The 15235-nt window shown below is 55.3% G+C and carries 16 protein-coding genes; 6 read left to right on the forward strand and 10 right to left on the reverse strand.

Going from position 1 to position 15235, the window contains the following annotated elements; all coding sequences use genetic code 11:
• Positions 1-7 precede the first annotated feature (7 nt).
• Entirely contained in the window at positions 8-355 is a 348-nt protein-coding gene (gene tnpB / locus AC245Y_RS35100; protein ID WP_003554417.1) for an IS66 family insertion sequence element accessory protein TnpB, read from the reverse strand.
• Complete coding sequence (tnpA, locus tag AC245Y_RS35105) at positions 352-720, reverse strand: IS66-like element accessory protein TnpA (RefSeq protein ID WP_003557134.1); 369 nt, start codon at positions 718-720, stop codon at positions 352-354. Before tnpA ends, tnpB begins: the two co-directional genes overlap by 4 nt.
• Before the next feature lie 118 nt (positions 721-838).
• Here tnpA and AC245Y_RS35110 point away from each other — a divergent pair, with 118 nt between their 5' ends.
• Positions 839-1369 (forward strand): recombinase family protein, encoded by a 531-nt coding sequence (locus AC245Y_RS35110; RefSeq protein WP_050563568.1) that lies wholly within the window; start codon positions 839-841, stop codon positions 1367-1369.
• Here the strand turns inward: AC245Y_RS35110 and AC245Y_RS35115 are convergent.
• Positions 1366-1875, reverse strand: a complete 510-nt coding sequence (locus AC245Y_RS35115; RefSeq protein WP_487762887.1) for a hypothetical protein — start codon at positions 1873-1875, stop codon at positions 1366-1368. The two genes, AC245Y_RS35110 and AC245Y_RS35115, sit on opposite strands and share 4 nt — an antisense overlap.
• Positions 1876-1981: 106 nt before the next feature.
• On the opposite strand from AC245Y_RS35115, the gene AC245Y_RS35120 reads away from it, so the two are divergent.
• Positions 1982-2419: a Cap15 family cyclic dinucleotide receptor domain-containing protein gene (locus AC245Y_RS35120; RefSeq protein ID WP_487762890.1), complete on the forward strand. Its 438-nt coding sequence runs from the start codon at positions 1982-1984 to the stop codon at positions 2417-2419.
• A 59-nt stretch (positions 2420-2478) separates the two neighbouring features.
• Here the strand turns inward: AC245Y_RS35120 and AC245Y_RS35125 are convergent.
• The 3 genes from AC245Y_RS35125 to AC245Y_RS35135 form a co-directional block, all read right to left on the reverse strand.
• A protein-coding gene (locus AC245Y_RS35125) for an IS5 family transposase (protein WP_487762891.1) occupies positions 2479-3236 on the reverse strand; the annotation gives its coding sequence in 2 pieces (ribosomal slippage) (positions 2479-2894 and positions 2894-3236; 759 coding nt in all).
• 77 nt (positions 3237-3313) lie between these two features.
• Positions 3314-4459: a nucleotidyltransferase-like protein gene (locus tag AC245Y_RS35130; protein ID WP_017997731.1), complete on the reverse strand. Its 1146-nt coding sequence runs from the start codon at positions 4457-4459 to the stop codon at positions 3314-3316.
• Positions 4459-4986, reverse strand: coding sequence for a Cap15 family cyclic dinucleotide receptor domain-containing protein (locus tag AC245Y_RS35135; RefSeq protein ID WP_210162552.1), 528 nt, complete (start codon positions 4984-4986; stop codon positions 4459-4461). The genes AC245Y_RS35130 and AC245Y_RS35135 overlap by 1 nt, the downstream gene beginning before the upstream one ends.
• Positions 4987-5575: 589 nt before the next feature.
• Here AC245Y_RS35135 and AC245Y_RS35140 point away from each other — a divergent pair.
• Together AC245Y_RS35140 and AC245Y_RS35145 are read left to right on the forward strand one after the other, a co-directional pair.
• A protein-coding gene (locus tag AC245Y_RS35140; protein ID WP_085989693.1) for an IS3-like element ISRle4 family transposase occupies positions 5576-6765 on the forward strand; the annotation gives its coding sequence in 2 pieces (ribosomal slippage) (positions 5576-5825 and positions 5825-6765; 1191 coding nt in all).
• Between the two features lie 223 nt (positions 6766-6988).
• Complete coding sequence (locus AC245Y_RS35145) at positions 6989-8620, forward strand: P-loop ATPase, Sll1717 family (RefSeq protein WP_017997730.1); 1632 nt, start codon at positions 6989-6991, stop codon at positions 8618-8620.
• A 27-nt stretch (positions 8621-8647) separates the two neighbouring features.
• On the opposite strand, the gene AC245Y_RS35150 is transcribed toward AC245Y_RS35145, so the two are convergent.
• On the reverse strand, positions 8648-9856 hold the full coding sequence (locus AC245Y_RS35150; RefSeq protein WP_017997729.1) for a tyrosine-type recombinase/integrase: 1209 nt from the start codon (positions 9854-9856) through the stop codon (positions 8648-8650).
• Positions 9857-10546: 690 nt separating this feature from the next.
• Here AC245Y_RS35150 and AC245Y_RS35155 point away from each other — a divergent pair.
• Both AC245Y_RS35155 and AC245Y_RS35160 read left to right on the forward strand, forming a co-directional pair.
• Positions 10547-11437 carry a LysR family transcriptional regulator gene (locus tag AC245Y_RS35155; RefSeq protein ID WP_017997728.1) on the forward strand — a complete coding sequence of 297 codons (891 nt, stop codon included), beginning with the start codon at positions 10547-10549 and terminating at the stop codon, positions 11435-11437.
• Between the two features lie 270 nt (positions 11438-11707).
• Positions 11708-12628 carry an ArdC family protein gene (locus AC245Y_RS35160; RefSeq protein WP_017997727.1) on the forward strand — a complete coding sequence of 307 codons (921 nt, stop codon included), beginning with the start codon at positions 11708-11710 and terminating at the stop codon, positions 12626-12628.
• Positions 12629-12671: 43 nt separating this feature from the next.
• On the opposite strand, the gene AC245Y_RS35165 is transcribed toward AC245Y_RS35160, so the two are convergent.
• The 3 genes from AC245Y_RS35165 to AC245Y_RS35175 form a co-directional block, all read right to left on the reverse strand.
• Positions 12672-12917 (reverse strand): WGR domain-containing protein, encoded by a 246-nt coding sequence (locus AC245Y_RS35165; protein ID WP_017997726.1) that lies wholly within the window; start codon positions 12915-12917, stop codon positions 12672-12674.
• A 91-nt stretch (positions 12918-13008) separates the two neighbouring features.
• Positions 13009-14694, reverse strand: a complete 1686-nt coding sequence (locus AC245Y_RS35170; protein WP_017997725.1) for a type IV secretory system conjugative DNA transfer family protein — start codon at positions 14692-14694, stop codon at positions 13009-13011.
• Positions 14691-15002, reverse strand: a complete 312-nt coding sequence (locus AC245Y_RS35175) for a hypothetical protein (protein WP_017997724.1) — start codon at positions 15000-15002, stop codon at positions 14691-14693. Before AC245Y_RS35175 ends, AC245Y_RS35170 begins: the two co-directional genes overlap by 4 nt.
• Between the last annotated feature and the right edge of the window lie 233 nt (positions 15003-15235).

Consider the following 15235-nt stretch of genomic DNA (forward strand, 5'->3'; position numbering starts at 1 on the left):
GATAAAATCACCCGACACGGGCCGGTGGCGCACCCCAATCAGGTCGACGCCAATCGATCCCTTCCCACAACATCGCCAGTTGGGCCGACGTCAGCCGGGCAGTCCCGTCGGATGCCGAAGGCCAAGGAAACCGCCCCTTCTGCAAGATCTTGTAATACAGGCAGAAGCCCTGGCCATCAAAATACAGCAGCTTCAAACGATCGCCACGCTTGCCGCGAAAGGCGAAGACCGCGCCGCCAGTCGGCTTCTGACGCAAAACATCCTGCGCAAGCGCGGCAAGGCCTTCTACTCCCTTGCGCATGTCCGTGATCCCGCACGCAAGATACACCCGAACGCCGGTCCCAGGCCCAATCATGCTGCTTCCACTGCCCGGATAATCTGCGTCAGGACATCGGGAGCCATAGAACTCTCGAAACGAAGCGTGCGGCCGCAGATCAATCGTAGCTCAATCATCCCGGAGCAGCTCTCCCTCAATTCAGGGGCATCGTTCTGCACGGCATTCAGATCGACGGGAATGAACAATGCATTCGAAGACACCGGGAGCAGCCCCTTCTTCTTGAGCTCGCTACGCCAGGCGTATATCTGCTGCCGCGTTACATCATGACGATGAGCAATCTCTGTGATCGTGGCTCCAGAAACCCCAACCGACATGACAATCGCAAGCTTGTCGTCTTCGCGCCACCGCCGTCGACGTTCCTGCCCAAGAATTTCAACGCGCATCGCAATCCTCGCCTAAGACACGTCGCTAACGACGTCGTTAAACACGTGTCTTAGGCCATCAGGGCGCTAGGCGGCAGGCGGTGCCAATCGGGCGGTTACGAATGACCAGGATTTCGAAATACAGCAGCAACGCCTTCACACCGAGGGCTGCGTAATCGTTCGGTCGGAAAAAGTGTCTGGCGCGAGCCGCGACGGCCGTACAGAGCTCGCAACCATCATCGAATTCCTCCGCGAAGGTGACGAGTTGGTCGTCACGCGATTAGATCGCCTTGGACGTGATACACGCGACGTTCTAAACATCGTGCACGAGTGCGAGCAGCGCGGCGCTTTCGTTACTATCCTTGATCCCCACGTGTCCACCCGCGGCGAAATGGGGCATGTGATATTGACAGTGCTTGGGATGGTCGCCCAGATGGAAAGGCGGTTCATAAAAGAACGCCAGCGTGAGGGAATAGCCCAAGCAAGAGCTCGAGGGGTCTATACAGGCGGGAAGCCGAGACTTGACTACGCACTTGTTTGGAAACTGCGCAATGAAGGTCTGGGTCCCTCCGAAATTGCAAAGATGGTTAAGTGCTCTCGCATGCAGATATATCGGGTTCTCGCAAAAGGCGCACAGCCCCCAGTTCAACTTGCAGCTGGAAATTCTTAACTGGCTCCTTTTCCCTCTGTGAGAAACTGTATCTTGCCATTTGAGAAGAAATCGGTCCTATCGCGAACAAGCAGACATACAAGATCGACATCAGGGGCTACCGACAAGGCGAGCGAACTATTGTAAGCCGCGCCTCGATTAGGAGCCGCATTTTCAACAACGTGCGGCGCGGCAATACGAACAGACCAGGCGCTTTGTGCATAATGCGTTGACGACGATGCCCTCGCAAAGACAACGGCGCCGTCATGGATACTTTCGTTTTCTGCAAAGGCCGATGTTAGATGCCGTAAAAAATCATCATTGAAATGGTGACCCGTGGCAGGCTCGGGTATCCGCTTCATGGGAATACAGTCGCTCGGGTACTTCTTTCCCGTGCAAAAAACCAATATCAGTGGATACCACGGGAGCCGGGATCGGCTGAATTCAGCCACGATCCTTATAAGGTCGAACTCCGATTGCGCATGAACGGTAGCCATGTTCTCACGATTTTCTGTGTCGTCCATCATTGTTCTTATTGCTGTGATCTGGGGAGTATCTCTGTGGGTTCTCGGTGTGGAATTGACATGGGAGCACGCCAAGCCGTTTTCGATAACCGTTAGCGTTGTGACATTGATGTTAACGGCCTTCGAGAGGTTTTTGTGGCGTATTCCTCCCGTTAGCTGGTTCTGCCCCGTTCCAAATTTATCTGGCACCTGGACTGTAGTGCTGCAGTCTAGCTACTACGATCCAGTGACTCAGTCGAAGGTGGACCCTGTAACAGGATCCGCCATAATCCGGCAGACTTTTTCTTCGCTGTCTATCAGAATTTCAACTGGCTCCCAGAGCTCATTTCTAATCGCGCAGAATATAATAAAGCACGGAGATGGTGCCGTTGAAATCATAGGCGTCTATCAAAGCGACCCTGACATTCACCTGCGCGGGAAAAGCAGTGAAATTCACTATGGAGCGTTCCGCTACAGTGTGGCGGGAACTCCACCTAACGAAATAAGGGGCGCATACTGGACAGACCGTAATACCAACGGCTCAATCCATATGGCGCGCGAGACTTAGCTGCCATCGCATTGGGATTTCGTACGTTTCCCAAGGTGCCCACTAGGACTAATCGACATTCACCGCAGCCAGATCATTGCGGCGAGGAGATAGACGAATCCTTCGAAATGGATTGTTCTGCGGTCGTATCGAGTGGCGAAACGTCGGAAGTGCTTCATACGGTTGAAGCATCGTTCGATGCGGTTACGATCTTTGTAGGCGGCTTCGTCGTGGGGGATGATGATCTTGCGCGAGCGGTTTGACGGGATGACTGCTTCGGCTCCCATGCTGGTGATTGTTTCCCGCAAGCCATTGCTGTCATAAGCTTTATCAGCCAGCACGGCATCGCCGCTCTGTCCCTTCAGAAGAGCCGGCGCTTGCGTGATGTCGCCCACCTGACCGGCGGTTACGATGAAACGCAGCGGTCGGCCAAGGGCATCAACCAGCATATGGATCTTGGTGGTCAGTCCGCCTCGGGAACGCCCCAACGCCTGATCCTTGGCCCCCCTTTTCCGGAGGCGGCTTGCTGATGGGCGCGAACGATCGTGCTGTCGATCATCAGATACTGGTTGTTGCGGTCTGCTGTCAGCGCCTCGAACACCCGCTCCCATACGCCGGCATGGCACCAGCGGCTGAAACGCTTATGCACCGTCTTCCATTTGCCATAGCGCTCCGGCAGGTCGCGCCAATGTGCGCCGGAGCGCAAAACCCACAGGCAACCATTGATGAACAGACGGTTGTCCGAGCCGCTACGCCCCGGGTCGCCAATCTTACCAGGCAATAAGGATGCAATCTTGAGCCACTGAGCGTCGCTCAGTTCATACCGCCTAATCGACATCATCGACCTCCGTGACTAACACGGTGCTCTATGAATCAGCGATCAAGCGATTTGGGAATCCTGAATGTCGATTGGACCTAGAGGCCCGATGCATCCAGATTTTTGAGAACGCCTCGACTGACATCAAGCGCAGGTTCTGCTAACGTCGCGAGGTATCCATTTTGCTCCTTTGCAACCTCGCGCAGCAGATCGTCAACTTCGATTGATAAGGCGATAAGACCCCTGATCTTGTCGTCAGTGTTGAAAATCGCGCGCGATCCGTCTGGCACTTTTAGCGTTTTGGCATAGTCGATATTTCTCGCCAAATGGTCAAGATGGCGCTGCGTTTCGGCCAGAATGGCTAGTTCGAAAAGACGTCCGCCTGTGAGGGCCTGACGATCAGCGTGATACATCGCAGATGTTATATCGAAACTTGGAAGCGTGACGTCAGTGCCATCAGCCTTCGCATCGGCCTTAACGTTTTTGCACAGTCGAATGGCTTTCTTCAATGCACCATAGACAGCGCTATCAACAAGATCGACGTTCCTAATATGCAAAAATGGCCAGTTATCTAATGTCGTAGGCACTTTTTTGTCTAAAATAGTTACGGCTCTGGATGCTTCATCGCCCGAGGCTTGAAAATCGACGGTATCGAACCAGTGCGAAGGCACAACGTCGACTGGGCGGGCCAAGGATCCGCCGGAAATCGCAATGGCCTTTCCTCCTGTTTTGTCAAGTTCCGCTTTGGGAAATGCTTCAGCCAGGATCACCTCACATTGCGCTCTCAATTCGGCCAACACGGTGAGCGCTGATTTTGACGAAGGGTTGACGTAGCCTCCCGCCCGAGCTCGCGCTCCGTAGGTTGCATAGGTGAAGAAGTCGGTCGTAAGAGTCAATAAATCAACGTCGCTTACTCCACGTATGTGGACATCAAGTGGAACTGAACCTTGCAGACGAAACTGAACGTTCGTTCCCTTGCGGATTAAGCCTTGCTCCAGCTGGTTAGCAACTCTGCCAGCAGTCTCAACACTTATACGAGTGTAGTCTGGATCGACTGCTTGCATAGCCCCAAGCGCGTATCTCGTGTTAGGTTTGCTAGCCGCTCTCTTTTCCCATCTCTCAGCTATCGTGCCTTTCCGAACGAGTTCATCAAACGCCTGAGTCTCATTAATCTTATCAATGCGGTCCAGCCCCTTGCGGCGGGAACTGAGCTGCGTGAGCCTCTTATTGATATCTCGCGCCATCACTGAGCTTTCTTAAGCTGTAAGCGGCCGAAAGTGTCGCGGCCATATCCATTAAAATACTCACCGGATGCGCTCAGCCGGTCTGGCGCAAATGCCAACTCGGCACATCCACGGTGCGGTCGGAGGTCGGCCTCGCCGATGCGCGGCTGGTTTTTATAGTGGTATAGTAGAATATAGCCCTGCACCGGATCGGATATCAGCGCGGCATTAATGCTGTCCGAGCCCGAACTGGTTGTTCTTAGGTGAACCCTGAGTTTGTCCCAGCTTTGCAAAATGGTAATCTGACCTGTCCATCTTTGCTTAGTAGATCCGTCAGGATTGAGTGTCTCCCCCTCGCATTCCCAGCACCCGCTAAGATCAGGCACTTTTAAAAATTTGCCTAATGGCGACCATCGCCATGCAAAGCGATTAAAAAACCAATAGAGAGCCGAGAAGACCGCGCCAGCACCGAGCAACGACAGGAGGCTGGGAGGAATAGTTGCGTTCACACCTAAGGTCTTGGCTAAATCCACCAGCGACAAAACCACGAAAACGCATGCAGCGGAGATCGCGGCTGCAACAGACTGATATATCGCCCAACCTGCGAACGGTTCATGCCGCCTATGAGTGCGTATTCGTGTTCCATCGAGCTCCACCTTCAGGTTGAATAACTATCACGACATTTCGCGTGAAGAGAAGCGTGAATGTTCATCGTTTGTTCATTTTCCCCAAAAAAAATAAACTGACGCCTCGGTGGATGCGGCGGAATTGGCATCGAAATCTAAATCATGGACTTGGGCGTTCCCAAATTGGCCGGACAAGCGGTGACGTTGCGGTGACACTTAGGATTGCGTGCAACATCATTCGACGGCGGCGTAGGACAATGTTCACCGTCCGGACCCGATTGCCGACAATATCGAGATGCGACGCAATCTCGATAAAACGCCTTCAACCTCCGCCTTCTCAGCGGCTCGTAGATGTTCTGCGTCAATTCAAGAGAAGCATCGTGGGGTTGCATCAGCGGCGCAAGACCCCTGTCCATCCCTAGAAGTTGGGAACGCGCGAGCTCACATGACCTTGCCCCGTTGAAATAATCCATTTTGAAGTAAGCTCTGGCCCATTTGAGAGGACCAGAGGATGAAGCGCAATCGTTTCACAGACGAACAGATCATCGGCATATTGAAGGAGCACGAGGCAGGCACGCCGGTCTCGGAGCTTTGCCGCAAGCATGGCGTCAGCGATGCCAGCATCTATAAATGGAAGGCCAAGTTCGGCGGCATGGAGGTGTCCGAGGCCAAGCGGCTGAAGACGCTTGAGGACGAGAACACGAAGCTGAAGCGGCTTCTGGCGGATGCGATGCTCGACAATGCTGCCTTGAAAGACCTTCTGGGAAAGAAGTGGTGACGCCCGCGGCCAAGCGGAAAGCTGTCGCGCATCTGATGAGCCATCATGAGATGAGCGAACGGCGGGCGTGTAAAGCCATTGGTTTTTGCCGAATGACGGTCCGTTACGAGACCAGGCGCGACGATGATCATGAGCTTCGCGAGCGAATGAAGGCGTTGGCGCATGAACGTCGCCGCTTCGGATATCGACGCATTCATGTGCTGCTCCGGCGCGAGGGACACCTTGTGAACCACAAGAGGCTCTTCCGGCTCTATCGGGAGGAGAAACTGACGGTGCGCAAGCGCGGCGGTCGCAAGCGAGCGATAGGCACGCGAGCGCCGATGCTGGTGCCGATGGTGGCCAATGATCGTTGGTCGCTAGACTTCGTGTCGGATCAGTTCACCGATGGGCGCAGGTTGCGGATTCTGACCGTCGTCGATGATTGCACGAGGGAGTGCCTGGCGCTCGTCTCCGATACATCGCTTTCCGGTCTTCGCGTCGCACGGGAGCTTGACCGGATTATCGAGGAGCGCGGCAAGCCGAGGATGATCGTCAGCGACAACGGCAGCGAGTTCACCAGCAACGCGATCCTGCAATGGGCGGACCGGACCAAAGTTGACTGGCATTACATTGCGCCTGGCAAGCCTATCCAGAACGCTTTTATCGAAAGCTTCAACGGGCGGCTGCGAGACGAGTTCTTGAATGAAACTCTGTTCTCGTCGCTTGCTCACGCCCGGTCCGCGCTTTCAAACTGGCGTAGCGATTACAACGATCAACGCCCGCATTCAGGCCTTGGCTGGCTGACACCGGCCGAATTCGCTCAGACACTCAACCCGCGACGTGATGCGGTGCTGCGCAGCCGAAATGGCTCCGCACCGCAACCCGCCGCTACCGAACCAACAACAGCAACCAAAAACCGCTGGAGCGAACTCAAAACTGGATAAAACTTGGGGGCAAGGTCACACATTCAAAATGGTCTTCTCTCATAACGCGCCGGCGGGGCACGGATTTCTCTTACGGAGATGCCCTAATGGTCTGGATGCTTGAATTCAGCGGAGGGCACCGCCCATTCAACCAGAAGGGGATATGAAGGCTATGATAGTAGACCGCTGAGCGAGAATCATCATAGCTTGTAGATTGTCTGTCGCGGTTTAGGGAACCTCAAAGTTGATTATAAATGGAGTTGTTTATCGTCAAGGCGTTCATGTTGGAGAAATCTCGGCGGAGGACGATGACATTTTTCTCACTGAGTGTTTCGTTGCTCAGGACTTTTACGCCCAACTTCTAGACATGGATTCGTCCAAATCAATCGTTTTGGGCCGCACCGGGTCGGGAAAGACTGCCGTTTTGAAGCAAATCGAACGGACACGGGCCGACACTATTCGTATCGATCCCAAGGAAGTTGCTTTCGATTACATTTCAAATTCAAATATTCTGAAATTTATTATTGATATTGGCTGCGATGTAAATCTTCTATTTCAGCTGCTATGGAAGCATGTATTTCTTAGCCACAGTATTAAGAAGTATTTCAAGGATAGAAATAGCTTTGAAACTGCAATTGATAATATTTTTGATAGAAACAATCCCGCTCGCCTGTATTTTGAAAGATATCAAAAGACATTTTGGATTGAGCAGGACGTTATAATAAAAGAGATATCGACGGGGTTTGAAGATAAAGTTTCCGCAGGGCTTGAAAGTGCACTCGGAATTGAGAAAGTAGCTCAAATTAAGTCATCTCTGTCGGCGTCGCAGTCAATAACTGGTTCCGAAAAGCGAGAAATACAAAGTCGGGTTAAACATGCGGTGTCCGAATTACAGATGCGTGATATGAACAGAGCTATTGATGCTCTCAATGAACTAATGAGTAATAAGCAACGACATTTCTACATCCTCATGGATGACCTCGATTTAGATTGGGTTGACCCCGGCCTACAATATAAACTGATTCAATCGCTAATCGAGACGATCAAAAACTTCCGAAAGCTTCGAAACGTAAAGATCCTCCTAGCCCTCCGATCCGACGTCTACGAAAAGTCCGTAGCATCTATTGAGTATGAAGGCGTTCAGCCTGAAAAATACGAAGGACTCATCACAACTCTTAAGTGGGATAGAGAGTCACTCCGGACCCTGCTAGAAAAACGAATATCGTTTATGTTTAAAAAACAGTATAGTGGAAGAGATAACGTAAAGTTTTATGACGTGTTTCCCGACAAAATCAGGTCATCCTCAGGATTTGAATACCTCTGTGACCGGACTTTGCTTAGACCAAGAGATCTAATTTATTTTGTGAACCAAATTCTCGACAAAGCATCTGGATCAACAAGTATTTCTCAGAAAACAGTGTCTGACGTCGAGGCGGATTATTCTAGAAAGCGGCTTGATGCACTGAAAACAGAATGGCGCTCGGTTCATCCAAAGATTGACGCGTACATTTCGCTACTGAGTCGCCAGACTGGGAAAAATGAAGTCCGTGAGCTTGTAACTCGCGACCGACTACTGGAGATTTGCCTCGAACTCGCAGAACTTGAGGGAACGGATAAGTTCAAAGATGAGTGCTTTGAAAAGGCTAGCCAGTATCTGAAAAGAGAGAACCATCGGAAGCTTTTTGAACTAACGGCATGCATCATAAGCGTATTGTACAAAATCGGGGCGATAGAATTAAAGCTTACGAAGCAGGAGACTTTCTATGCAAGCTTCAGAAATGACGCTGTCATTGATCCGGTGCAAATTACCGATGATGCATCTTATCGCGTAACCCCCATGCTTTGGAGAGCTCTCGGCATAACTCCCAATTTGTAAGTCGCCTTCAATGCAACCGCGAAAACTTCATGCCCGCCCGCTTCCATTCTCCCCCGTCCGCTCCTCGTCGAGAATGTCAGCCCACCATTGCATCATCCGCACGCGCTCGTCCCAATAAGTCGCACGGTTGTAAACCCTTCGAACCTTGGACCCGTCCAAGTGCGCGAGCTGTGCCTCGATGGTATCCGGCTTGAACTCACCCGACTCATTCAGAATGCTACTGGCGGAGGACCGAAAACCGTGTGCTGTGTGCTCATCTCCTCCAACGCCCATTCGTCGCAAAGCTGAATTCATCGAGTTTTCAGAAAGAAGCTTTTTGCCGGACATCATCGATGGAAAGACATATCGGTCGTCATCGAAAATTTCCCTCATTTCTTGAATGATTTCTAGCGCTTGACGCGACAGCGGCACATGATGTTCCCGACGCATCTTTGCCTTTGTGGCTGGTATCGTCCAAGTTGCGTTGCACACATCAACCTCAGGCCATTCCATTGACCTCGTCTCACCGGGACGAGCGAAGCAAAGCGCCTGGATTTTAAGCGCCGCGACGAGGGACGGCCAACCTTCATAGCCGTAGATCGCCCGCATCACGCCACCCAGTTCTTCCCGAGTGGTGAGCGCAGGATGGCTGATTGGCACGTGACGTTGCAGCGCACCGCGCAGCGCCGACGTGGGATCTGTTTCAGCTCGTGCGGTAGCAATCGCGTAACGAAAAACTCTGCCAATTGTTGACCGCGTGGCCAGAGCGCTTTCAACCCTTCCACTCCTCTCGATGCTCGTGAGCACCGCCAAGACGTCCTTTGGTGTAATCTGAGTGATTGGGTACTGCAGTAACTTCGCTGCAAGTACCTTTAACATCCACGTGTTCTTAGTGATGGTAGGCTCGGCCCGCTTGTCACGTCGCAGCTTATCGATGAATTCATCGGCTATCAGGCCGAAGGTGTTTCCGGCTGCTGCCTTCGCCTCAAGCTGCCGTCGCTTTTTTGCCAGCGAAGGATCTAGCCCTTCCGCCAGCTTCCGCTTTGCCTCATCACGTTGGCTTCTTGCCTCAGCCAATGTCAAAGAAGGATAATTTCCAAGGGTGAGCGTTTTACGTTTTCCGAAAAAGTTATAGTCCAGCCTCCATGACTTCCCGCCTGCCGCTGATACGTACAGGTACAAGCCATTGGCGTCCGCGAGCTTGCGCGGTTTGCAGTCTGCTTTAGCATTTCGAACTTGGATATCTGTCAACGCCATTACGGTATCGAATTCCCCTCGCCTCGCTTTGTACCGTAATTTTTACCGCGAAAAGGCTTGGCTGTCACTGCACCACATTGCACGTCGTTACGCGTGCGCGCGGCCAAAGCTCATATTTTTCAGGCAGTTTCGCCGTCTTAATGAACTTTACTGGACGTGGTCGGAAGGGCAGCTGGAGCGGGTGAAGGGATTCGAACCTTTGACCTTTGGAATCGGAATCTAAAATCTCCCCAACTCAGATGGATCGCTTGGACGCCTAGTTCGTTCCCTTTAGGACCGCACAGTCAGATCTACCTGGTGAGCCGGACGCCTTTGCCCCCGTTGGGCGCGTTTCCTTCTTCAAAAAAAATAATACCACGCTCTTCATACACGCGCTTGATGGCGTCTATTGTAACGGGTTGCGGTCCGCGCGGGCCTGCATCATCCTGTTCGACGCGGCTCACTGTGTTCGCTGTCACCCTTGCCAATTCGGCAACTTCCCGAACGCCAAGCTTCAACATCGCGCGGGCGGCTCGAGCTTGAGATGGATTCACGAAGACCTCGTATTTATTTCGATACAGGGTATTGACGTATCGACGGTGATGTTATAGATACACCGTATTCATAGTGTCATCAACGTGCAAGGCGCGCTGGGAGCAATTGCGCCCGGCATACCGTTGCGCGCGCTATCAAATGCGGGGAGCTCTCCACATGGAACTACGCCAGCTCTCCTACTTCGTCGCGGTGGCCGAGGAACTCCACTTCGGCCGGGCAGCCGCCAAGGTGCGCATCGCCCAGCCGGCACTTTCCAATCATGTGCAGGCGCTGGAGCGCGAACTCGGCTGCGCGCTGTTCATCCGCTCGACCCGGCGGGTGGAACTGACGAGGGCAGGGGAGATCTTCCACGAGCGCTGCGTCGGGATCCTGAGTGAGGTCGATCTGTCCGCCGAGATCACCAGGGCGGTGGCCGGCAAGACGATCCGGCAGATCAGGATCGGCACCGTCTATCCGGCCACCACCGGCGTGCTGCCGGCGTTTCTGGCCAAGATCGCCCGCAAGTACCCGGATATCCGCATCCATATATCAAGCGGCAATACCGGCGACATCATCCGCGGCCTGGAAAACGGCCAGATCAATCTCGGCTTCATCAGACCGGTGGAAAACATCGGCTCGTTGCGCTTCTCCTCGATCGCCCATGAGCGGTATCTCTTGGCTGTCGCCAGGGCCAACCGGCTGGCCGGGCAGGCGGAGATCGCCATCGACGATCTGCGCGGGGAGAAGATCATCGCCTTCAACCGCAAGAACCTCTCCTACACCGAGCGGTACTTCAACGAGAAGTTCGAGGAATACGATCTGACCCGCAACATCGCCTATAGCTGCGACGACACCTATTCACTGGTGTCGCTGGTCTCGGCCGGCCTTGGCATCGGCTTTGCGCCGGAATGGACCGAGGGCCTGCCGAACCGGGCCTTCGAGCTGAAGGCGGTGAGGGGTATCGACTTCAGGATCGGGCTTGGCGTTGCCTGGAGCAAGGACGACCCAACCGCCTCGCGCGACGACATCGTCGATATCGCCCGCTCGCTGGCACGGCCGGGCAGGTAAGCCATCTTCGCCGCAGCTGATCTGTGACGTGAGCGATGTGATGCCGCCTCGCGGATCAGCCACGTATGCCTGCGTCTAACCCCCCCACCTAGACTTCGACCATCGCGTCCTGCCCCGGCTTTTGGTCCTGCCAGGCTCGCGCCGCCGGCAACGGCTTTGCCGTCCTCCACTTCGTTGCGGCCCTGCGGGGTGCAGGCAGCGCTTGCAGCCCGGCTTTCGGACCGCCGTAGCAGGTCGCGATGGCCGCGACCTCGAAACGGAGGTTCCAACATGAGCAGGCAGCAGTCCAATCAACGATCCGATATCTACAGCCGCATCACCAACACGATCATCGCCGATCTCAAACGGGGCGTGCGGCCATGGACCAAACCCTGGACGACGGGACATGCGGCAAGTCGGGTCAGCCGGCCACTGCGCCACAACGGCCAACCCTACACCGGGATCAACGTCTTGCTGCTGTGGTCGCAAGCCATCGCCCGCGGCTTTCCCTCGTCACGCTGGATGACCTTTCGTCAGGCAATCGAACTCGGTGGCGCCGTTCGCAAGGGCGAAACCGGCACGACCGTGGTCTTTGCCAGTTCGTTCATCCGCACCGAGACGACCGAGACGGGCAGCGAGATCGAACAGGATATTCCATTCCTCAAAGCCTACACGGTGTTCAACATCGATCAGATCGCCGGTCTTAACGGCCGCTTTGACGACGTCGCACCTCTCCAGGATCCGATGAGCCGCATCGGCAATGCCGGCCGCTTCCTTGCCAATACCGGCGCACTGATCCGCCACGGTGGGTCGGCTGCCTATTATGCCGCTCAGCGTGATTACATCCAGATGCCATGCCTGGATGCCTTCAGGGACGATGCTTCCTATGTCGCCGTCCTCAGCCACGAGATCACGCACTGGACCGCCGCACCGCGACGGCTGGATCGCGATCTCAGCCGCTACGCGAAAGACCGGAGCGAACGCGCCCGCGAGGAGCTGATTGCCGAACTCGGCAGCGCGTTTCTCTGCGCCGATCTCGGCATCGTCCCCGAACTCGAACCACGCCCCGACCACGCCAGCTATCTCGATGGCTGGCTGAAGGTTCTCCACCACGACAAGCGCGCCATCTTCTCGGCGGCGGCCCATGCGCAGCGCGCCGTCGACTATCTGCATTCCTTGCAGCCGGAGCTCGACGAGGAGGAGGCGGCGTGAGCCGTCTCTTCCTTCACTTGAGCATGAGAGACGCGGATGCCGATCACCGCAGGACCCGATAACCTCGCGAGCGCTTCTTGCGCAAAAGGCTGAGCAGAAGATCGACGGCTTTTGCCTCGCTATCGAACACATGGATCTTCTGCTGCCCGCGACTGCCGATGCGTCCCCAGCTGCGCACCAGCGAGGTCTCACCGAAGAGGTTCGGCTCGATCGACAGCGCATAAAAGCGGGCCATGTTCTTCGATGGATCGATGCGTTCGATGTAGAGACGATAGGGTTGCGTACTCATGTCGGCAGAATCGCAAAGAACGGTTCACTGCGTCCAACGACATTTGTGAATCGATCCAGCTGGATCGATTCACGTTGGTGATATCGCCTCGTCAGATCTGTGACGTAGTGAACAATCCGGCAAATTCCGGATCGGCATAATAGCGCAACTTTGTCGCGACGATCGGTCGCTGGCCGGCGATGAACAGCAGCTCGGTCTCGGCATGCATATTGCGGACTTCGTCGGGCGTCAGCAGCGGGCGGCCGACATGCTGCTCGGCAAAGGAGAGGCCGCTCTTTTCCGAATCGAGTGCGCGGGCCGCCGTGTTGAACACCACGGTCTCCTGGCCAAGCAGATCGGAGACCAGACGGGCGCTGTCGTGATCATTGACCCCGAACACTTGCAGCACGCCGGCGTTGGACAGAAACGTGCCGGCGCGCTGGCCATAGGTGGCGCGCAGCTGATGAATGTCCTGGACGATTGGCCAGAGTTGCACACCGTAGCCTGCCATCAATCCCATGGCGCGTTCGATCGGCGCCAGATGACCAAGGGCGGCAAACTCGTCGAGAAGGTAGAGAACAGGCGGCGCGGATGGATGCGGCGAGGGTGCGGTTCGCGCCATCTCGGTCAGGCTCTGGGCCACCAGCAAACGCAGCCAACGCGAGTAGGCCGCAAGCCTGTCTGGCGGCAAGACCAGGAACACGGTCGCCTTGTCTGCCTTGAGGTCACCGAACCGAAAATCCGATCGTGACAACACCCCGGTCATGCGCGGACTGTCGAGGAAATGCGTATGTCGCTGGGCTGCCGAAAGCACGCCGCTTGCTTCCCGATCCGACTTGCCGAGATGACGGTTGGCGGCACGGGCAATCAGTCCGTTGATCGCATCATTCCCCTGCATCTCATGAAGCAGATTCTGGAATGCCGCCGGCGCCAACGTCAACAAATGCCTCAGCATCGTCAGCGTGCGCCTGTCGTCTGGCTGGCTGGCGAGCACATGCAGCAGCAATCCAGCGATCAGCGCCTTGGCTTCCTCGTTCCAATGGGCGTCACCCGAAAGTCCGGGTTCGTCGAACACCAGCGCATCGGCCAATGTCGAGACGTCTTCGGCGACATCGATGCCGTCTGGATTAAAACCGTCCATCGGATTGAAGGCAGCCGTTGGTCTGCCGGTGATGCCGAACGGATCGAGGATATGAACCGGCCCGAACTTCTCTCGTGCATCACCGGCGATGATCGCATTCTCGCCCTTCGGATCGATGCAGATGATCGAGCGGTCGGCGGTCAGAAGGTTCGGGATGATGGTGCCGACACCCTTGCCGCTGCGCGTCGGCGCCATGGTCAGAAGATGAGCAGGCCCGCTGTAGCGAAGAAGCCGGCCAGAATTGTTCGCACGGCCGATCAGCAATCCGCCTTCTGCCTTTGTCAACGGTGCGATCTCTCGTGTACCTGCGAACCGAGCCGACCCATGCGTGTCGGCGTCGCTCGCTGTGCCAAAATGCGTGATCAGCGGCTCGGACAAAAACCGGATAAGCAGCACGACGGCAAAAAGCATGAATACCCAGTCGCCGATATGCCAGATGACGTCACCTCTGCTGCTGCCAAGGATCACGCGTCTGAGGTAGTCGATCCCGAAGTAGACGGTAACGATGACGATGACATAGCCGACCGCACCCTTCAGGAACGACCTGGCATATCGAAGCGGAAAGGTGATCAGGGCGACGATCGCCCAGAGCGGATCACGGGCCGCCATGCGCATCATGTTCCGGAGAGCGATTTTGATCTGGTTGGCATGGATCATGATGCCGCGCTCCCGTTGCCGATATTGCTGATAGACGGGTCGTGCGGCCGTGGTTCGAGCAGATCGTCGAACAGATCCCGATCGCCATCGCGGGTCAGGAACTTTGGCAGTTCCCGTCTCAGCCACTCGGCGATCCCGCCTGCAAAATACACATCGCGGTCATTCTCCAGCCGATGCAGCACCAGTGCGCCGATCAACACCTTGCGGCGCGTGTCGATGGCGCGCTCCTGCTTGCCGAGACGGATCTGCAATGTCTTTCGCTGGGCCTCCAGCTCGGCGAGCCGCTCGCCGATGGTTTTGCGCGCCATGATGATTTCTCCCTTGGTCCCATTGAGCCATTGGCCGCGGCAATGAATGGATGATCAGAGCCGCCGGCGTGCCTGGATCGAAGTTGTCTCGAAGAGCAGCACTTCGAAACCCGCAAATCTGCGCGTGGAAGCGACCGGCTGAACGGCTTACGAGGTCATCGGGAGATTGCCGCGTGCTCCCACCAGTGCCCGAAGGCGCGAAGCGACGAAGGCACAAGGGCGCACTTACGAGT

The organism is Rhizobium sp. SRDI943 (assembly GCF_057653695.1).